Below are 19,527 nucleotides of genomic sequence, written 5' to 3' on the forward strand. Positions count from 1 at the left end.
TCGTAAACGAAGATTAACCGTTGCCTGCCCGGAATATCCGGCAGCGTCGGGGGAAACCACATACGTAATATGACGTAGACGCCGGGGCGAAATGTGCAGTCTATGCCACTCTCATGCCCTTAAGCGCCGCATCGATCCGTGTTACGACATTTCTGGGCCGCCGAAATACTGTGGCGGAACTGCTGAAGGGTTGGCATGGCAGCGCGGCAACGCATCATTCCGGTAAGACGCGAATATAACCGCTGGGTCGCGAACCAGACGCTGGAAGACTATGCCCTGCGCTTCACCGCCAAGAGCGCCCGGCAATTTTCCTCGCAACGCATCTCGCAGACGGCGATCGGCGCCATCTCCTTCCTGGCACTGGAGGCAATCGGCGGTGCCATCACGCTTTCCTACGGCACCACCAACGCCTTCTATGCCATTATCGTCGCCAGCATCGCCATGCTGGGGATCGGCCTGCCGATCAGCCGCTACGCCATCCGCCACGGCGTCGACATCGATCTGCTGACGCGCGGCGCAAGCTTCGGCTATATCGGCTCGACCATCACCTCGCTGATCTATGCCAGCTTCACCTTCATGCTGTTTGCCATCGAGGCATCGATCATGTCCGGCGCGCTGGAGCTAACCCTCGGTATACCCTTGTGGATCGGCTATATCATCAGCGCCGTCATGGTCATCCCGCTGGTCACCCACGGCGTTAGCCTGATCAGCCGGTTCCAACTGCTGACCCAGCCGTTCTGGATCGTGCTCAATATCCTGCCCTTCATCTTCATTGCCTTTTCCGACTGGGGGAAATTCGATCTCTGGCGCGCCTTTGCGGGCATTCATCATGCCTCGGGCGCCCCCGGAAGCGCTGCTCCCTTCAATCTCGTCGAATTCGGCGCGGCATCCGCCGTCATTCTGGCGCTGATGTCGCAGATCGGCGAACAGGCCGACTTCCTGCGCTTCCTACCGCCAGAAGGCCATCGCAAGTGGCGGCACCGCCTGGTGATCTTCCTCGCCGGCCCCGGCTGGGTGATCATCGGCGCGCCAAAACTGCTGGCCGGCTCGTTTCTCGTCGTCCTGACCTTAAGCTCGGGCGTCCCGGCCGATCGAGCCGCTGACCCGGCGCAGATGTACCTCACCGCCTTCGGCTACATGATCCCCTGGCACAATGCGGCATTGCTGCTGATGGTCGCCTTCGTGATGGTCTCGCAGTTGAAGATCAATGTGATGAACGCCTATGCCGGTTCGCTCGCCTGGTCGAATTTCTTCTCCCGGCTGACCCATAGCCACCCCGGCCGCGTCATCTGGCTGATCTTCAACGTCGCCATCGCGCTGCTCCTGATGGAACTCGGCATTTACAAGCTGCTGGAGGAGACGCTCGGCATCTTCTCGATCATCGCCATGGCCTGGCTGTGCACGATCTCCGCCGATCTCTTCATCAACAAGCCGCTCGGCCTTGCCCCGCCCGGCATCGAATTCAAGCGCGCCCATCTCTACGACATCAACCCGGTTGGCCTGGGCGCAATGGCGCTGTCGGCGACGATCTCGCTGATTGCCCATTTCGGCGTCTTCGGCGCGGTCGCCGCCTCGCTTGCCCCCTACATCACCCTGGTCATCGCGCTGATCGCCTCGCCCACCATCGCCTGGGCAACCAAGGGCAAGTTCTATCTCGCCCGCAAGCCGCGCCAGAGCTGGAAGAACCTCAGCACCATCACCTGCTCGATCTGCGAGCATCCCTTCGAGCCGGAAGACATGGCCTGGTGCCCGGCCTATGCCGCGCCGATCTGCTCGCTCTGCTGCTCGCTCGACAGCCGCTGCCACGACATGTGCAAGCCGAAGGCACGGCTCAACACGCAGATCGCCACCGTCGCCAAGACGTTGCTGCCGGCAACCATCGTCGCCAAGCTCGCCACCCGCCTCGGCCGCTACGGTATCGCCGTCGCCGTCGCCCTGACAGCCGTCGGCGCCATCCTCGCGATGATCGCCCATCAGGTCGGCTCCGCCTTGCCAGAGACCGCGCAGGTGGTCGACCGCACCATCCTGATCGTCTTCTTCGTCTTCGCCGTCATCGCCGGCGTCGTCTGCTGGTTCTACGTGCTTGCCCACGATAGCCGCGTCGTTGCCGAGGAGGAATCCTCGCGCCAGAACACGCTGCTGCTGAAGGAAATCGCCGCGCACAAGAAGACGGACGCCGCCTTGCAGAGCGCCAAGGAGACGGCAGAGGCCGCGAACCGCGCCAAGAGCCGCTATGTCGTGGGCTTGAGCCACGAATTGCGCACGCCGCTCAACGCCGTCCTCGGCTATGCCCAGATCCTCGAGCGCGACGAGACCATCCCAGCGCCACGGCAATCCTCGCTGAAGGTGATCCGCCGCAGCGCCGAGCACCTGTCGGGGCTGATCGATGGGCTGCTGGATATTTCCAAGATCGAAGCTGGCCGCCTGCAGGTCTACTCCAACGAAATCAACATCAAGGACTTTCTCGACCAGATCGTCGACATGTTCCGGCCGCAGGCGCAGGCCAAGGGTCTTGTCTTCGTTTACGAGCCCACCGCCGCCCTGCCCGACTATGTCCGCACCGACGAGAAACGCTTGCGGCAGATCCTCGTCAACCTGCTCTCCAACGCCATCAAATTCACCGATACCGGTAGCGTTCGCTTCGAGGTCAGCTATCGCAGCCAGGTCGCGACCTTCACGATTGCCGATACCGGCCGCGGGATCGCCGAGAAGGATCTCACCCGCATCTACGAACCCTTCCAGCGCGGCGAGGCCGAGAGCATCCGTCCGATGCCGGGCCTCGGCCTTGGCCTCACCATCACGCAATTGCTGACCAACACGCTCGGCGGCGAGATTGCCGTCGTCAGCGAGAAGGACAAGGGCTCGACCTTCAAAGTGCGCCTGATGCTGTCTACGGTGATCCGGCCGATGAAGCCGCCGGCGCAGGAGCAGCGGATCGTCAGCTATGAAGGCCCGCGCCGCACCATCGTCGTCGTCGACGACAATGAGGACCATCGCGAGCTGATGCGCGAGGTGCTGTCGCCGCTCGAATTCATCGTGCTCACGGCCACCGGCGGACCGGACTGTCTGACCCTGATCGAGGGCATCAAGCCGGATCTTTTCCTGGTCGACATCTCCATGCCGGGCATGAATGGCTGGCAACTGGTCTCACGGCTGAGAGAGAGCGGCCAGATGGCGCCGATCCTGATGCTATCGGCCAATATCGGCGATAGCGCCGCCGCCAAGGACAGCGACGACAGCCATAATGACGCGATCGCCAAGCCGATCGATATCCGCCAGCTGCGCGACAAGCTGGCCCTGCATCTCGGCCTGAAATGGGTCTATGCCGATGCTTCCGCACCGGTCCTGCCAAAGCCGCCTCTGCCGATGAAGAGCCCGGGGATAGAACATGTGCGCGAGTTGATACGGCTCGGCGAAATCGGCTATGTCAGAGGCATCGAGGCGAAGCTCGCGGACCTTGCCAAGCTGGATGAAAACCAACCCTTCACCGATGCCTTGCGTAGCTATGTCCAGGCCTTCAACCTCGACGGCTTCCTGGATTTCCTGAGCAAATTCGACAACGAAAAGGTAGAACCGATTGGCTGAGCCCGCCCTTCCCCGCGATATAGTCTTGCTGGTGGACGATTCGCCGGAGGCACTCGGCTTCCTGACCGATGCCCTGGAGCAGTCAGGCTTCTCCGTGCTCATCGCCACATCGGGATCGGCGGCGCTCAACATTGTCGAGCGCATCACGCCGGACCTGATCCTGCTCGATGCCGTCATGCCGTCCATGGACGGCTTCGAGACCTGCCGGCGGCTGAAGGCCAATGCCGGCGTCGCCCAGATCCCGGTCATCTTCATGACCGGGCTGACCGAGACCGAACATGTGGTGCACGCGCTGGAATCCGGCGGGGTCGACTATCTCTCCAAGCCGATTAACGTTGATGAACTGCGCGCCCGCATCCGCGTCCACCTGCGCAATGCCCGCTCCGCCCAGAGCGCCCGCGTGGCACTCGATGCCGCCGGCCGGCACTTGCTGGCGGTCAAGGGCGATGGCGCGATCCATTGGTCGACGCCGCAGGCAACCCGCCTGATCAACGCCGCCACCGGCAGCGACGACGGATTGGAGCTGGTCGTGAAGCACATCGCCGCCTTCATGGCCGAGCGCGCGCGGCTGGGCCCGGCGCGGGACAACCTGGTCACGATCAGCAATGGCGGCCAGGCTGCCCTGCAATTCACCTTCCTCGGCGCGATCGGCGCGGACGAATATCTCTTCCGCCTGACCGCCACCAACCAGCGCGCCGATGACAGCGTATTGCGCCAGCATTTCTCGCTCACCCAGCGCGAATCCGAAGTACTGTTGTGGATCGCCAAGGGCAAATCCAACCGCGACATCGGCGAAATTCTGGGCCTCTCCGCCCGGACGGTGAACAAGCATCTGGAGCAGATCTATGTGAAGCTCGGCGTCGAAAACCGGGCGTCTGCCGCCGTCAAGGCGGCCCATGTGCTGCATGAGATCTAGGTGAGGCTGTCCCTCCTCCCGCTTGCGGTGTGAGGAGACTTTCCCCGAGCCGGCGGTCCCCGCCCTCAAAATACAAGAAGCCCGGCCAATGGCCGGGCTCCCCAGATCGGACGCACCGCCGGAAACCGGCGTCTCGAAGATTACTTCGAGATTTCGTCGTAGGTGTACTTGCCGTCAGCACCCTTGGACCACTCGTACATGACGTAGTCCGGACGGGTGATGTCGCCCTTGGCATTGAAGCCGAGTTCGCCGATGGCGGTCTTGAACGGACCCTTTGCCTTCAGCGCGTCGGCTACAGCCATCGGGTCGTTGGAACCAGCAGCCTTGGCGGCGGCGGCAATAACCTGCAGAGCGGAGTAGGAGTAGAGCGTATAGCCTTCCGGCTCATAGCCGGCAGCGCGGAACTTGGCGACAAGATCGGCGGAAGCCGGGTTCTTGCGCGGATCCGGAGCGAAGGTCATCAGCGTACCATTGACAGCGTCGCCGGCGATCGAAGCCAGTTCGTTCGAGACGATGCCGTCACCGGACATGAAATGAGCCTTGACGCCCTGGTCAGCCAGCTGACGCAGGATCAGGCCGGCTTCGGTGTGCAGACCGCCATAGTAGACGAAATCGACGCCAGCATCCTTCATCTTGGAGATGAGGGCCGAGTAGTCCTTATCGCCGGGGGTGATGCCTTCATAGAGAACTTCCTTCACGCCACCGGCGTTGAGGTTCTTCTTGGTTTCGTCGGCAAGGCCCTGGCCATAAGGAGTCTTGTCGTGAACGACGGCAACCTTGGCGCCCTTGAAGTGGTCGATAATGTACTTGCCGGCAACCGCGCCCTGCTGGTCGTCACGACCGCAAGTACGGAAGGTGTTCCACAGGCCGCGTTCGGTAAACTGCGGATTGGTCGAAGCGGGAGTGATCTGAAGGATGCCGTTTTCGGCATAGACTTCAGAAGCCGGGATGGAAACACCCGAGTTGAAGTGACCGACCACGAACTTGACGCCATCAGCGACGAACTTGTTGGCAACCGAAACGCCCTGCTTGGCGTCGGAAACGTCGTCGCCGAGTTCGAGCTTGAGCTTTTCGCCATTGATGCCGCCAGCTGCATTGATGTCGGCAATAGCCTGTTCAGCACCCTTCTGGAGCTGCGCGCCGAAAGCAGCATTCGGGCCTGTCAACGGACCGCCGACGCCAATGAGGATGTCAGCCTTCGCAATGCCGCTGAAAGCGATCATCGCCGACAGAGCCACGGCCGACATGAGATACTTCTTCATATTGTTACTCCCAATTTTTTAAGCGGGTTCCGTTTGCTTTGCCCTGCGCAATACCCACCAACCATCGCGCCGGTATACTTGCATCTCGAAGTCTGGAAAGACTGCTCTAGAAATATGTTAAGCAATTTCGCGAGCATTTCCAGCTTGGTATTCAGACTGTGCCCAGTTTCAGCGCGGTGTCAATTCTTCTTCTTCCATGAGAAGGCCGAGGTCTTTTCATAGAGCCAGTAATAATTGTTCACCATCTGGTCCGTACGCCGGGTCCGATATCCGGCGGTGGCGAAGATGACCAGAAGAACCACGTCGACAATATAGTTAAGAAGGTCGAACACCGGTCCGTCGAACAGCGCGTGATGCAGGAACTGCAGCGCAAGCCCAATCATGAATGTGTAGATGACCACCAGCGGATAGGAATTCCAGTTGGACGCCACCGCGCGGCCGGCGCGCCATGCAGTCCAGAAGCCCATAAGCACGATGAACACGCGAATGACCATTCGCCCGCCGGTATCGCTTTCGAAGAAAAGTCCCTGCATATCAAATTCTCCGCGAAACGGGGCTCAATGGTGGCCGCCTTCGAGATAGGCCGCGCGCACCTCGGGATTGGCAAGCAGTTCCCTGCCCGAGCCGCTCATCGTCACCCGGCCGTTGACCATGACATAGCCACGGTCGGACAGCTTCAGCGCCGCAAAGGCATTCTGCTCGACGAGGAAAACCGTGAGCCCCTGGGTCTTGTTCAAAACCTTGATGGCTTCGAAAATGCCCTTGACGATCAGAGGCGCGAGACCGAGCGAGGGTTCGTCGAGCAAGAGCAGTTTCGGGCGCGCCATCAGTGCGCGGCCGATCGACAGCATCTGCTGCTCGCCGCCAGACAGCGTGCCGCCGCGCTGCGACTGGCGCTCCTTCAGGCGCGGAAACAGGGTGAAGATCTTCTCGACGTCCTCGTTAAAGTATTTGAGCTTGTCGAGGCTCGCCCCCATCTGCAGATTTTCATAGACCGTCATGCGCGGGAAGATGCGTCGTCCTTCCGGTGACTGCGCGATGCGCAGTCGAGCGATCTCATGCGTCGGCATGCGGGTGATGTCCTTGCCATCGAAGGTCACCGAACCGGCGCGGGCCTGCGGGCTGCCGCAGATCGTCATCATCAGCGTCGACTTGCCGGCACCGTTGGCGCCGATCAGGCTGACGATTTCGCCGCTGTTGACTTCGACATCAACGCCGGCAAGAGCACGGATATTGCCATAATAGGTTTCGACGCCGGCAACTTTCAGAAGCGGTTGGCCCGTCATCAGTGTTCACCCTCCTGGAGGTGCTCGACTTCGGCGATAACCTCTTCCACTTCTTCATCCTCGACGCCGAGATAGGCGGCGATCACTCTTGGATCGTTCTTGACATGGTCCGGCGTGCCGTCGGAAATCTTCTGTCCGTATTCGAGCACGACGACGTGGTCGGAGATTTCCATCACCACCGACATATCGTGCTCAATCAGCAGGATCGACGTGCCGGCGTCCTTGCGGATATTGCGCAGGAACTCGTTGAGCACCAACGATTCGCGTGGGTTGAGACCGGCCGCCGGCTCGTCCAGGCATAGAAGTTCCGGGCCGGTGCACATGGCGCGGGCGATTTCCAGGCGGCGCTGCGCGCCATAGGGAAGATCGCCGGCCGGATCGTCGGCACGATCGATGAGATCAGCTTTCTCCAGCCAGAAGCGTGCCAGTTCGATGGCATTCTTGGCTTCCGCGCGATATTTGCCGATGCCGAGCAGGCCGAGCACCGTATAGCCGGATGCCTTCATCAGCTTGTTGTGCTGCGCCACCAGAAGGTTTTCGAGCACGGTGAGACCCGAGAACAGACGGATGTTCTGGAACGTGCGCGCCACCTTGGCTTCGCGGGTGATCCGGAAATCCGGTAGCCGCTCCAGGAGATATTCCTTGCCGCTCTTCTGGTGGAGCGTGATCATTCCCATCGTCGGCTTGTAGAAGCCGGTGATGCAGTTGAACACGGTCGTCTTGCCGGCACCGTTCGGTCCGATCAGTGCGGTGATCTCACCGCGCTTGGCCTCGAAGGAGAAGTCGTTGATGGCCATCAGGCCGCCGAAGCGCATCGAGAGATGGTCCACTCTCAGCAGGACGTCGTCGGGGATTGCGGTCACAGCGTTCATCAGCCGTGGCCCTCCTTGGTAAAGCTGCCCGATATCGCTCTTCGTTCTTTGAGGAAGGCGGTCGGCTCACGGGTTCCGACAAAGCCACGCGGTTTCACCAGCATGACGACGACCATGGCGAGGCCGAAGATCAGCATGCGGTAAAGTTCCGGAGTGAAGTCGGCACCGAAGATAATCTTGAGGAAATCCATGTCGCGCAACAACTCAGTGCCGCCGATCATGGCGATCGCGGCAATCGCGATACCCTTCAGCGAACCCATGCCGCCGAGAACGACGATGGCAAGGATGACGGCCGATTCGAGAAACACGAAGGATTCCGGCGACACGAAGCCCTGACGGGCGGCGAAGAAGGAACCGGCGAAGCCGCCGAACATCGCGCCGGTGGAGAAAGCCGTCAGCTTCGTCGTCACGGTGTTGATGCCGAGCGAGCGGCAGGCGATCTCGTCTTCGCGCAAGGCTTCCCAGGCGCGACCGATCGGCATTCGGCGCAGCCGGATCGTCACATAGGCGGTCAGCGCGCAGAGCGCCAGGATGACGTAGAACAGGAAGATCTTGTACCAGGCCGACGAGGGCGCCAGACCAAAGGTCCTCATAACGCTGTGCGGATCCTTCATGTCGAAGGTGTATAGGCCGAACAGCGATGCCTTGGTGATGCTGGAAATACCAAAGCTGCCCCTGGTGACATCGGTCCAGTTGGTAAGCACGATGCGGATGATTTCGCCGAAAGCCAGCGTCACGATGGCGAGGTAATCGCCGCGCAGGCGCAGCACCGGGAAGCCGAGGATCATGCCCCAAAGGGCGGCGAAAATGCCGGAGAGTGGTAGCAGAATCCAGAAGGACAGGCCGAAATGCGTCGATAGCAGCGCATAGGAATAGGCGCCGACTGCGTAGAACGCTACGTAGCCGAGGTCGAGCAGGCCGGCGAGACCGACGACGATGTTCAGGCCCCAGGCAAGCATCACGTAAATGAGGATCTGGATGCCGAAATTGTCGACATAGGTCAGCGATCCCTGCGGGCCGAAAAGCGCAAGCGCCAGCATCGGATAGACGAGCAGGAAGGCCAAGGCCATCTTGTTGAAGTTCTTCGAGACGAAACCTGCCTCGGTCACGACCGGCGGCGCCTTCGCCTTGGTTGCCTTCCGTGCCGCCAGTTGGGGCTGTATGAAGACCGTGGCGATGAAGCGACCGACCGTCGCAATGGCGACGATGGATGCCAGCAGGCCCCAGCGCTGAACGATCACCAGCTTGTTGTCCATGTTCTGATCGGTCTTCAGGCCGATATAGAGCACGAACATGCCAAAGGTGATGAGCGCCGTCCAAAGAGCGTCGGTAAGCCCTTTCTTGACAAGGCCGGGCGCGGTCTTGCCTGCAACGAAATTTGAATTTGCCATGGCCTTATACCTTCTCGACTTCCGGCCGCCCGAGGATACCCGTCGGCTTGAAGATCAACACGTAGGCCAGGATGCCGTAGGTCGCGACATCCTTATACGCGATGGCGAAATTGCCCGACCAAAACGACTCGATGAAACCAATCATCAGACCACCGAGAACGGCGCCCGGCAGCGAACCGATGCCACCAAGAACGGCCGCGGTGAACGCTTTGACACCGGGAGTAAAACCGTCGGTGAAATTGGCGACGCCATAATACATCAGGTACATCGTGCCGGCGACGGCGGCGAGGGCCGCGCCCATGATAAAGGTGACGGAAATGGTCCGGTCGACATTGATGCCGAGCAGCGCCGCCATCTTGCGGTCCTGCTCCGTGGCACGCTGGGCGCGGCCAAGTGCCGTTTTGTTGACCAGATACCAGAAGGCTGCGAGCAGGACGACGGTGATGACGAAGATGATGATCTGCTTCAGCGACAGCGATACACCGTCGAAGTTATAGACATCGCCCACCAGCGTCGGGATCGGCTTGTTGCGCGGGCCCTGCGCCACCTGGATGAAATTTGACAGCACGATCGACATGCCGATGGCCGTGATCAGCGGCGCCAGGCGGAACGAGCCGCGCAGAGGCCTGTAAGCAACACGCTCGATCACCCAATTCCACAGGCTCGTCATCAGCATGGCGACGACGAGCATGATCAGTAGCAAGACCGCCACCGGCAGGCCGGCGAACAGCGATACAAGAACCAGATAGGTGATAAGAGCGGCGAAGCCACCGAGCATGAAAACATCGCCATGGGCAAAGTTGATCATGCCGACGATGCCGTAAACCATGGTATAGCCAATGGCGATCAGGCCATAAATAGACCCGAGAGTCAGCCCGTTTAGGAGCTGCTGGATAAAATAATCCATATGTCATTTCCCCTGGATGCGGAGCCTATGGACCGCATCTCTTATTGATTGAGGTTCCTTTCGAGAGGGCCCTTGGGCGCGATTCCATACTGCTTTCGAAGGAAATGTGAAGCCAAAAAGGCAGGAAATTGACAAATTCTTTTCAAATGACCGTGTGATGACGCAATTCGAACCAAAAATGGTACAAAAGCGGCATCGACTGGCTCAAAAATAGCCACGATGGCCAAAAGATATTTCAAACTGAAAACATCTCGTCAGAAACGGGCTTCACTGGAAGCCCGTTTTTCTCCATTCGAGCCTGACGATCAGGAGCGCATGTGTGCGCCGTCGATGTCGAACAACGGCTGCGGTTGCAGCGTCGCCGGCAATATTTCGCCTAGCAGCTCGATCGACCAACCCTGCGCTTCGTCGGCAATCTCCTTCGGCACATAGCCGATGGCGACCGAAACGCCCGAGGCATGCGCATAGCCGCCGGAAGTCACCCAGCCGCAGACAGCGCCATCATGATAGATCGGCTCGTCGCCGATGACATCGGCATCCTTCACTTCCAGAATGAAGGTGCACAGCCTCATCGCTCCGCCCTCCGCCTTCTCCCTGGCAGCCGCAGCCTTGCCGATGAAATCGGCCTCCTTGAAAGCGCCACGAATCGGCCGAGCCCGGCCTCCAGCGGCCCGTAGAGCGGGCGATATTCGCGTCCCCAGCTGCCGTAGGACTTTTCGAGGCGCAGCGCGTTCAGGGCTCTCAGGCCAAAGGGCCGGATGCCGAATTCGGCGCCCGTCTCCATCAGCAGGTCGAAGAGGTAGCGCTGATGTTCCGGCTTCATCCAGATCTCATAGCCGAGATCGCCGGTATAGGAGACGCGGCCGACAATTGCGGGCGCCATGCCAAGATCCATGCGACGGATCGACATGAAGGGGAAAGCAGCGGCGGACACGTCCTGGTGCGTCAGCTTTTCCAGCAGTTTGCGCGCATTCGGTCCGGCGATGGAAAGGCCGAGCAATGACAGGCCGAGCGCCTTCAATTCCACTGATCCGTCCTTCGGCAACAGGTCCTCGAACCAGCGCATGTGGTAGGCCTCGGCGATGCCGGAGCCGATGACGAGGAAATCCTCCTCGCCCATTTTGGCGAGCGTGAAGTCACCGATCAGCTTGCCGTCATGCTTCAGCATCGGCGCCAGCGTCATGCGTCCGATGGCCGGAATACGGCAGGCGAGCAGCCGATCGAGAAAAGCTTCCGCGCCCGGTCCCTTGACCGAATATTTGGCAAAGCCGGAGGTCTCCATCAGCCCAACACTCTCGCGAACTGCCTTGGCCTCCGCACCGACCACGTCGAAATCGTTCGAGCGCCGCCAGGAGAATTGGTCCTCCTCGCCCTCGGGCGCGAACCACAACGCCTGTTCCAGACCGTAATATGCGCCGAAAACACCACCCGCCGCCTTGAGCTTGTCGTAGATCGGCGTCGTCAGCAGCGGTCGTGCCGCCGGCAGTTCCTCGTTGGGATAGCGAATCGAGAAGCGCCGAGTGTAGTTCTCGCGCACTTTGGCGTTGGTATAGGCAAGCGTCGCATAGTCGCCGTATCGCGAGACATCCATGGCGAAGACGTCGAAGCCCGGGTCGCCGTAGATCATCCAGTTGGCAAGCGCCAGCCCGACGCCGCCGCCCTGGCTGAAGCCAGCCATGACGGCGCAGGCCGACCAATAGTTGGTCAGCCCGCGCACCGGCCCGACCAGCGGATTGCCATCCGGCGAGAAGGTGAAAGGTCCGTTGATGATCTTCTTGATGCCGGCATTGTTGAAGGCGGGGAAATGCCGGAAGCCGACCTCGAGTTCCGGCGTAATGCGTTCGATATCCTCGGCAAGCAGCTCATGGCCGAAATCCCATGGCGTCGTCACCGGCGACCATGGGCGACAGGCCTTTTCATAGGTGCCCATCAGCATGCCCTGCCGCTCCTGGCGCAGATAGATCTCGCCATCGAAATCGACGCAGTGCATCAGCTCTTTGCCGCTTGTCTTGTTGTAGTCCATCACCTCGGGCATATCCTCGGTGATCAGATACATATGCTCCATGGCGAGCACCGGCAGCTCCAGCCCAACCATGCGGCCGACCTCGCGCGCCCAGAGGCCACCGGCGTTGACGACATGCTCGGCAATGATCTCGCCCTGATTGGTGATAACTCGCCAGGAGCCGTCCTCGCGCTGCACCAGCTCCTCGACCTTGGTGTGCAGATAGATGTCGGCGCCGTTCTTCTTCGCCGAGCGCGCGTAGGCATGCGTCGTGCCGTAAGGGTCGAGATGGCCCTCAACGGGATCGTAAAGAGCGCCGACGAACTGGTCCGGGTCGAGAAGCGGCATCATCTCATGCGCTTCTTTCGGCGTCAGCAATGTCGCCTCCAGGCCGTTGTAGCGTCCCTTGGCGAGGATCGACTTCAGCCAGTCGAAGCGCTGCGGCGTCGCCGCCAGCATTAGGCCGGCGGTCATATGCAGACCGATATCCTGGCCGGAATACTCCTGGATTTCCTTGTAGAGCTCGACCGTGTATTTCTGCAGCTTGGCGACGTTCGGATCGCCGTTGATCGTGTGCATGCCACCGGCCGCATGCCAGGTCGAACCAGATGTCAGCTCGGAACGCTCAAGCAGGACGACATCCGTCCAGCCGAATTTTGTCAGGTGATAAAGCACCGAACATCCGACGACCCCGCCGCCAATGACGACGACCCTGGCATGGCTTTTCATCTGGAAATCCCCTGTTTTCGGCTCGAAGTCGCAAGGAGTTCTCCCTTGTGACCGGCCGTATTTGCAGGGCAGCCTAGAGACTATCCAGGAGGCCAAATAGCCCGAACTGCGAAACCGATATGTCTGTTTGCGCCATCGCGATTGTTCGGATCGCGCCATTCGCTTTCGGACGCATGGACCCGTCGGAAAACCGCGCTACATCGTTCCGGATTGCAGTCTCAATCGGCAAAGCCAGCCGTCAACGCGAACTCGCGACCCATCTCCATCACCTCCTCGAAAACGCTGCCGGCATAGGAGCGCGGAACGATGATCTCGAAACGGTCAGGGCCGGTTCGGGCGAGATTGACACTCACATGGCAGCACAACGTGCTGGCCGACTGTCCCTCGGCAAAAACCTGCGGATGCAGGTCGACCGCCACGCATTTCGCCAGGATACGGCGAACGCTTGGGCCGGAAAGGCGCAGCACCACGCGGCCGTCGCTCTGCTCGAAAAAGGAAGCGCGGCTTGCATCCAGCATGGCGAGGTCACGCGCGAGGCTTTCAGCCCCAAGCGTTTCGGATACCGCCAGCCATTCGCCAGGTCCGGCGTGGCGGGTGGAAATATCGGGCATCGCCTTCAGTGCGGCCAGCGTCCAGTCTTCCTGTCCGCCATGGCCGAGCACGGAGAAAATGACGGGTCGACGGACGACGGCGAGATGATTCGGATTGGGCTCGGCCTCGAAACCGGAAATATGATCTTCCAGAACGTGCCTGTTTTGATATGCGGCGCTCATCAGACCCTCACCCTAAAAGCTTCTTGTTGTCGGGATCGACGAAGACCGGATTGCAGACCTCGGCAACCACGTCCTCGCCGCGCAATCCGTCCCAGACGATCACATGTTCACCAATCCGCTCGCGGCCCGATTTCAGAAAGGCGAGCGCGATGAAATGATTGAGACCCGGCGAGAAGCAGGCCGAGGAGACATGCCCCTGGTCATTCGCGGTCGATGGCTTGGCGCCCTCTCTGAGGAGGTGCGCGCCGGCCCTGATCTCCTTATTGGCCTCGATCGGCTTCAAGCCGACAAGCTGGCCACGGTCGGCGGCGGTCAGGCCGAATCGGGTCGAGAGACGCTTGCCGATGAAATCCGGCTTCTGCGTCGACATCATTCTGCCGAGACCGACATCGTCGGGCGTGGTGCGGCCGTCGAGTTCATTATGGGTGACATGACCCTTTTCGATGCGCAGCACATTCAGCGCCTCGACGCCGTAGGCGCAGATACCATGCGCCTTGCCCGCCTCCATGACCGCATCCGCCACCGCCTCGCCATAACCGGCGGGAACGGCGAGCTCATAGGCGAGTTCACCGGAGAAGGAGATGCGGAACAGCCGCGCCTTCAGCCCACCCTTCAAACTCACTTCAGCGGCGGCAAGAAACGGAAAGAACGCATCGGAAATATCGTCCTCGACGATCTGCTCGAGAACCAGCCGCGCCTTCGGCCCTGCAATCGCCATCTGCGCCCATTGATCCGACGAGGAGACAAAACATACGTCTAGTTGCGGCCAGAGGTTCTGGGAGCAGAACTCCATATGCGTCATCACCTCGCCGGCCATTGCGGTCGTGGTGGTGAGGAAGAAGTGATTCGGCGATAGATGGCTCGTCGTGCCATCGTCGAACACAATGCCGTCTTCGCGAAGCATCAACCCGTAACGCGCCTTGCCGATCGGCAGCTTCAGGAACGCGTTGGAATAGAGCCGATTGAGAAACTCGGCGGCATCCTTGCCGAATATTTCGATCTTGCCGAGCGTCGAGACATCGCAGAGGCCGACATTGCTGCGGACATTCAGCACCTCGCGATCGACGCTGTCACGCCAGGTCTTTTCTCCATCGCGCGCAAACCAGGCGGAGCGATACCAAAGGCCGGATTCGACAAAAACAGCGCCGTTCTTCTTCGCCCAGCCATGCAGCGGCGATTCCCGCACCGGATGCGCATGCTTGCCGCGCGATGTGCCCGCCAGGGCACCGAACGAGACAGGCGTATAGAAAGGCCGAAATGTCGTCGTACCGACGGCAGCCGGACTGACGCCCCGCATGCCGGCGATGATGCCGGCGGCGTTGACATTGCCGAGCTTGCCCTGATCCGTCGCCATACCGCTGGTCGTATAACGCTTGGCATGCTCCGCATGGCCGAAGCCTTCACGCAGCGCCAGGCCCAGATCCTTGGTGTGCACGTCATTCTGGAAATCGACGAAGGCCTTGTCCCTGGCACCCGGCAGATGCCAGGTCGCAGCGAAGGACGAATCATAGTCGCCCTCGACCTCCGGCAGCTCGGCCGTCTGCGCCTTGCGACCAAGGCTTTCGATCACCCGCCGCGCCTGTGCAGCACCATCGGCAAGACAACCCGAAACGCCATCGATGCCAGCAGCCGAACCGGCAATCTCCAGTTCACCGCCGACCGTCGGCGCCATGAAGGCCTGCTTTTCCTCTGACCACACCGGCTTCGCACCGCGCTGGCAGGCAAGATGGATGATCGGCGACCAGCCGCCGGACATGGCCAGCGCATCGCAGGCGACAAGTTCGTCCAGGCCGCCACGATCGGCAATGACACCGCTGATGCGATATTTGCCCTTCGTCGCCTGCACGGTGCCGCCATGGATGACCCGAACGCCCTGCGGCGCGACATCGGATGCCGTACTACGCGTATCAATGATGGCCGATATCTCGACACCTTCGGCCGCCAGATCCTGCGCCGTGCGATAGCCGGCGCCACCATTGGTGAACACGGCCACCTTCTGGCCAGCCACCACGCCGTAGCGGTTGAGATAGCTGCGCATCGCGCCCGCCATCATCACACCCGGCTTGTCATTGCCGCCGAACACCAAGGGGCGTTCTTCCGCGCCGGTCGCAAGGATGGCGCGCTTGGCCGCGATGCGCCACAGACGTTCGACCGGCAGATCCGGCGACGGCATCGCCACATGCTTCTGCACTTTTTCGACTGCGCCGAAGACATTGTCGTCGTACCAGCCAACGACCGTGGTGCGTGGCATCAAGGTGACATTCTCGAAGCTTTGAAGCTCCTCGAGCGCGGTATGCAAAAAGGCATCGGCGGAAACCCCGCCGATCGACAGCCGTTCGGATAGCAGCGATCCGCCCAGACGAAACCCTTCGTCGGCAAGGACGACACGCAGACCGGCACGCGCCGCCGTCAGCGCTGCCATCAACCCCGCCGGGCCGGAGCCGATCACCAGCAGGTCGCAATGCGCCCAGGCTTTCTCATAACGATCCGGATCGGGCTCCATTACCGCCTTGCCGAGACCGGCGGCGCGGCGGATCAGCGGCTCATAGACTTTCTCCCAGAAGGCTGCCGGCCACATGAAGGTCTTGTAGTAGAAGCCGGCGCCGAGGAAGGGCGACAACAGCCCGTTGACCGAGGCAACATCATATTTCAGCGACGGCCAACGGTTCTGGCTGACGGCGGTCATGCCCTGATGGAGTTCGGCAACGGTCGCCCGCGTGTTCGGCTCCGTGCGGCCATCCTTGCCGATCGTCACCAGCGCATTCGGCTCAGCCGAACCCGCCGTCAGAATGCCGCGCGGCCGATGATATTTGAAGCTGCGGCCGACCAGCAGCTGGTCGTTGGCGAGAAGGGCGGCGGCGAGCGTATCGCCCTCCAGCCCCTTCATATCCTTGCCGTCGAACTTGAACGAAAGCGGCCGGCTGCGATTGACGAGGCCGCCGGAAGAGAGACGATAGGCCGTCATTGCGCCGCCTCCCGCGCCTTGTCGGCAGCATCCGTGACGGAGAAAACCTCGTGAGTGATGTTGCTGCGCTCGACGATCAGCCAGCGGCGGCAACCGGCTGCATGATGCCAATCTTCGAAAATGCGCCCGCGCTCGTTGTCGCGGATATAGACATAGCGATGCCAGTCTTCATCCGGTGCCGATAGCGCCGGACGGACGACCGAGGCGCCACGAATGGTGAACTCTTCCTTCGGGCGCGCGCCGCAATGCGGGCAGTTGATCAAGCTTGCCATTGGTTTTGTGCCCTCAATGCAGATTCGGCTGCGGACCCTTGCCGCTTTCGTCCATCACAAAACCGCGCTCGAAGCGATCAAGCCGCATGAAGCGGCTGACCTCATGGCTCTCGCCCTTGGCGATCAGGTGCGCAAAGCAGAAACCGGAGGCAGGCGTCGCTTTGAAGCCCCCATAATTCCAGCCGCAGTTCAGATAGAGATTATCAATATGGGTGCGGTCGATGATTGGTGAGCCGTCCATACTCATATCCATCACCCCGCCCCATGTGCGCAGCACGCGAACGCGCGACAGGCCGGGGATCAGCGACACTCCCTCCTCCATCGTATGTTCGACGGTGGCCAGATTGCCCCGCTGGGCATAGGAGCTGTAATAATCGATATCGGCGCCGAAAACCAAACCACCCTTGTCCGACTGCGATATATAGAAGTGTCCGGCACCATAGGTGATGACGTGGTCGATCACCGGCTTCAGCCCTTCCGAGACGAAAGCCTGTAGCACATGGGTTTCGATCGGCAGCTCCAGATCCGCCATCTGGCCGAGGATCGAAGTGTGGCCGGCTGCCGCCAGCGCCAGCTTGCCGCAGCCGATGAAACCGCGCGTCGTCTCGACGCCGGTCACCGCGCCGGTCTCGTCACGGCGAATGCCGATCACCTCGCATTGCTGGATGAGATCGACGCCACGGCTGTCGGCGCCACGCGCATAGCCCCAGGCGACGGCATCGTGCCGGGCCGTGCCTCCACGCTCTTGCAGCAAGCCGCCGAGGATCGGAAAGCGCGCGTGGTCGAAATTAAGGTACGGCATCATCTTGCGGACCTGATCCCGGTTCAGCAGCTCCGCATCGACCCCGTGCATGCGCATCGCATTGCCGCGCCGGGCATAGGCGTCGCGTTGGCCATCGGAATGGAAGAGGTTGAGGACGCCGCGCTGGGAGACCATGGCATTGTAGTTGAAATCCTGCTCCAGCCCTTCCCAGAGCTGCATCGAGAACTCGTAGAAGGGCTCATTGCCTGGCAGCAGATAGTTGGAGCGAATGATCGTGGTGTTGCGGCCGGCATTGCCGGAGCCGAGATAGCTCTTTTCCAGCACGGCGACATTGGTGATGCCGAACTCCTTGGCAAGATAATAGGCCGTCGCCAACCCATGGCCGCCCCCACCGACGATGATCACGTCATAATGCGGCTTCGGCTCCGGGGTTCGCCACACGGGCTGCCAATGTCGGTTCCCTGAAAACGCCTGTTTCAGAACCTGATATGCCGAATAACGCATGAATTAATCCCGATCTCTACCCGGCCGCACATTCGCATATGCAATAAAAACGACAAGTCCCGAAAGGACGGAAAATCTTCGCAAACAGGACATCTTCTTTCTCAGATGCGCTACGGCAGCAAGCTGCTGTATCCCAAAAGGCACGCGGTCCTGTGGATGTTGCCGGCATCGGCGCGGGCGATGCAGAGCCCGATTGCAGAGTCACAATCCGATAGCTAGGCGGTAAAAACGTGATCGGCTCCGGGTCTACACTTCATAGTGAAGACCTCTTAAGTATTATAGCTCCAGACTTGCAACGCAGACGAGCTGCGGAAAGACGAACAGGCAGATGCTCGCGACATTTGAAAAAGCAGCCCTTGAGGCGGGTAAGGCCATTTTGGAGGTCTACCGCGCGGGCTATGCTGTCGCCTTGAAGCAGGACCAGAGCCCTGTCACCCTCGCCGACGAACGCGCCGAACATATCATTCTCGAGCATTTGACACGCGACTTCCCCGACATTCCGGCAATTGCCGAGGAATCGGTGGCCGCCGGCAGGATTCCCGACATTCGCGGCCGCTCCTTCTTCCTTGTCGATCCGCTCGACGGCACGCGGGAATTCATCGAACATCGCGACGAGTTCACCGTCAACATCGCCTATATCCACAACGGTGCTCCCGTCGCCGGGGTCGTTTTCGCGCCGGCACTCGGCATTGCCTTCACGGGAGAAGGCGGCGAGGCGCGCAAGCTCGTCATTTCGGACAATTTCACCGTTGCCGACCGCTCGATCATCATGGTGCGCGAGCAACCCGGCCAGCTGCTGGCGCTCGCCAGCCGCTGCAACAGCAGCCCGACGACGGACAGCTTCCTGGCGGAAAATGCCGTCTCCGCCTGTACCTCGATCGGTTCCTCGCTGAAATTCTGTCTTCTGGCCGAAGGCAAAGCCGACGTCTATCCGCGCTTTACCCGCACGATGGAATGGGACACGGCAGCCGGCGATGCCGTATTGCGCGCTGCGGGCGGCTCGACCGTCACGCTCGACGGCCATCCCCTCGCCTACGGCAAGACCGACCAGAGCGACGATTCCGATTTCGCCAACCCCAATTTCATCTGCTGGGGCGGGAAGAAAAAACTGGTCGACGCCTAGTTTTCAATCCCAAAGCGTAAGTTTTTACTGACAAAAAATAGTAGCAAAGCCTGCGTGCTCCCACGAATTGTAGGGGATTGCTTGGCTTGTGGCGGCACTGCGCCAGCTGCAAATCAGCTTGCTGCCGTTTTTCTTAAAATTCTTAGCAAAGTGTTACTAAGCGCTTAGGCAATTTTT

Annotated in this window: 13 protein-coding genes and 1 pseudogene; 3 read left to right on the forward strand and 11 right to left on the reverse strand. The window is 60.6% G+C overall.

Annotated features, from left to right (window positions below):
* Positions 1 to 195: 195 nt before the first annotated feature.
* Together HB780_RS20175 and HB780_RS20180 are read left to right on the forward strand one after the other, a co-directional pair.
* Positions 196 to 3,585: a hybrid sensor histidine kinase/response regulator gene (locus HB780_RS20175; protein ID WP_183695584.1), complete on the forward strand. Its 3,390-nt coding sequence runs from the start codon at positions 196 to 198 to the stop codon at positions 3,583 to 3,585.
* Positions 3,578 to 4,501: a response regulator transcription factor gene (locus tag HB780_RS20180; protein WP_183695586.1), complete on the forward strand. Its 924-nt coding sequence runs from the start codon at positions 3,578 to 3,580 to the stop codon at positions 4,499 to 4,501. The genes HB780_RS20175 and HB780_RS20180 overlap by 8 nt, the downstream gene beginning before the upstream one ends.
* 140 nt (positions 4,502 to 4,641) lie before the next feature.
* Here the strand turns inward: HB780_RS20180 and HB780_RS20185 are convergent, their stop codons facing one another.
* From HB780_RS20185 to HB780_RS20235, 11 genes and pseudogenes are all read right to left on the reverse strand, one after another.
* Positions 4,642 to 5,763 (reverse strand): branched-chain amino acid ABC transporter substrate-binding protein, encoded by a 1,122-nt coding sequence (locus HB780_RS20185; RefSeq protein ID WP_183695588.1) that lies wholly within the window; start codon positions 5,761 to 5,763, stop codon positions 4,642 to 4,644.
* A 179-nt stretch (positions 5,764 to 5,942) separates the two neighbouring features.
* Complete coding sequence (locus HB780_RS20190) at positions 5,943 to 6,296, reverse strand: DUF6867 family protein (protein ID WP_183695589.1); 354 nt, start codon at positions 6,294 to 6,296, stop codon at positions 5,943 to 5,945.
* A gap of 24 nt (positions 6,297 to 6,320) precedes the next feature.
* Positions 6,321 to 7,049: an ABC transporter ATP-binding protein gene (locus HB780_RS20195; RefSeq protein ID WP_183695591.1), complete on the reverse strand. Its 729-nt coding sequence runs from the start codon at positions 7,047 to 7,049 to the stop codon at positions 6,321 to 6,323.
* Positions 7,049 to 7,921, reverse strand: a complete 873-nt coding sequence (locus tag HB780_RS20200; RefSeq protein WP_183695593.1) for an ABC transporter ATP-binding protein — start codon at positions 7,919 to 7,921, stop codon at positions 7,049 to 7,051. The genes HB780_RS20195 and HB780_RS20200 overlap by 1 nt, the downstream gene beginning before the upstream one ends.
* Positions 7,921 to 9,312 (reverse strand): high-affinity branched-chain amino acid ABC transporter permease LivM, encoded by a 1,392-nt coding sequence (gene livM / locus HB780_RS20205; RefSeq protein WP_183695595.1) that lies wholly within the window; start codon positions 9,310 to 9,312, stop codon positions 7,921 to 7,923. Before livM ends, HB780_RS20200 begins: the two co-directional genes overlap by 1 nt.
* 4 nt (positions 9,313 to 9,316) lie before the next feature.
* Entirely contained in the window at positions 9,317 to 10,219 is a 903-nt protein-coding gene (locus HB780_RS20210) for a branched-chain amino acid ABC transporter permease (protein WP_183695598.1), read from the reverse strand.
* 305 nt (positions 10,220 to 10,524) lie between these two features.
* Positions 10,525 to 12,950: pseudogene (locus HB780_RS20215) on the reverse strand (GcvT family protein).
* Positions 12,951 to 13,168: 218 nt separating this feature from the next.
* Positions 13,169 to 13,723 carry a sarcosine oxidase subunit gamma gene (locus tag HB780_RS20220; protein ID WP_183695601.1) on the reverse strand — a complete coding sequence of 185 codons (555 nt, stop codon included), beginning with the start codon at positions 13,721 to 13,723 and terminating at the stop codon, positions 13,169 to 13,171.
* A gap of 7 nt (positions 13,724 to 13,730) precedes the next feature.
* Positions 13,731 to 16,688, reverse strand: coding sequence for a sarcosine oxidase subunit alpha family protein (locus HB780_RS20225; RefSeq protein WP_183695604.1), 2,958 nt, complete (start codon positions 16,686 to 16,688; stop codon positions 13,731 to 13,733).
* Positions 16,685 to 16,960: a sarcosine oxidase subunit delta gene (locus tag HB780_RS20230; RefSeq protein WP_183695607.1), complete on the reverse strand. Its 276-nt coding sequence runs from the start codon at positions 16,958 to 16,960 to the stop codon at positions 16,685 to 16,687. Before HB780_RS20230 ends, HB780_RS20225 begins: the two co-directional genes overlap by 4 nt.
* 13 nt (positions 16,961 to 16,973) lie before the next feature.
* On the reverse strand, positions 16,974 to 18,227 hold the full coding sequence (locus HB780_RS20235) for a sarcosine oxidase subunit beta family protein (protein ID WP_183695610.1): 1,254 nt from the start codon (positions 18,225 to 18,227) through the stop codon (positions 16,974 to 16,976).
* A gap of 328 nt (positions 18,228 to 18,555) precedes the next feature.
* Between HB780_RS20235 and cysQ the strand changes: the two genes are divergently transcribed.
* Positions 18,556 to 19,350: a 3'(2'),5'-bisphosphate nucleotidase CysQ gene (cysQ, locus tag HB780_RS20240; protein ID WP_183695613.1), complete on the forward strand. Its 795-nt coding sequence runs from the start codon at positions 18,556 to 18,558 to the stop codon at positions 19,348 to 19,350.
* Positions 19,351 to 19,527: the final 177 nt, after the last annotated feature.

It is taken from the genome of Rhizobium lusitanum, from assembly GCF_014189535.1.
Classification (GTDB): Bacteria; Pseudomonadota; Alphaproteobacteria; order Rhizobiales; family Rhizobiaceae; genus Rhizobium; species Rhizobium lusitanum_C.

Coding starts and splice junctions, on each gene's coding strand:
- HB780_RS20190 (WP_183695589.1), bottom strand. CDS start 6,296: ATGCAGGGACTTTTCTTCGAAAGCGATACCGGCGGGCGAATGGTCATT.
- HB780_RS20200 (WP_183695593.1), bottom strand. CDS start 7,921: ATGAACGCTGTGACCGCAATCCCCGACGACGTCCTGCTGAGAGTGGAC.
- HB780_RS20175 (WP_183695584.1), top strand. CDS start 196: ATGGCAGCGCGGCAACGCATCATTCCGGTAAGACGCGAATATAACCGC.
- HB780_RS20220 (WP_183695601.1), bottom strand. CDS start 13,723: ATGAGCGCCGCATATCAAAACAGGCACGTTCTGGAAGATCATATTTCC.
- HB780_RS20210 (WP_183695598.1), bottom strand. CDS start 10,219: ATGGATTATTTTATCCAGCAGCTCCTAAACGGGCTGACTCTCGGGTCT.
- HB780_RS20225 (WP_183695604.1), bottom strand. CDS start 16,688: ATGACGGCCTATCGTCTCTCTTCCGGCGGCCTCGTCAATCGCAGCCGG.
- cysQ (WP_183695613.1), top strand. CDS start 18,556: ATGCTCGCGACATTTGAAAAAGCAGCCCTTGAGGCGGGTAAGGCCATT.
- HB780_RS20230 (WP_183695607.1), bottom strand. CDS start 16,960: ATGGCAAGCTTGATCAACTGCCCGCATTGCGGCGCGCGCCCGAAGGAA.
- livM (WP_183695595.1), bottom strand. CDS start 9,312: ATGGCAAATTCAAATTTCGTTGCAGGCAAGACCGCGCCCGGCCTTGTC.
- HB780_RS20195 (WP_183695591.1), bottom strand. CDS start 7,049: ATGACGGGCCAACCGCTTCTGAAAGTTGCCGGCGTCGAAACCTATTAT.
- HB780_RS20185 (WP_183695588.1), bottom strand. CDS start 5,763: ATGAAGAAGTATCTCATGTCGGCCGTGGCTCTGTCGGCGATGATCGCT.
- HB780_RS20235 (WP_183695610.1), bottom strand. CDS start 18,227: ATGCGTTATTCGGCATATCAGGTTCTGAAACAGGCGTTTTCAGGGAAC.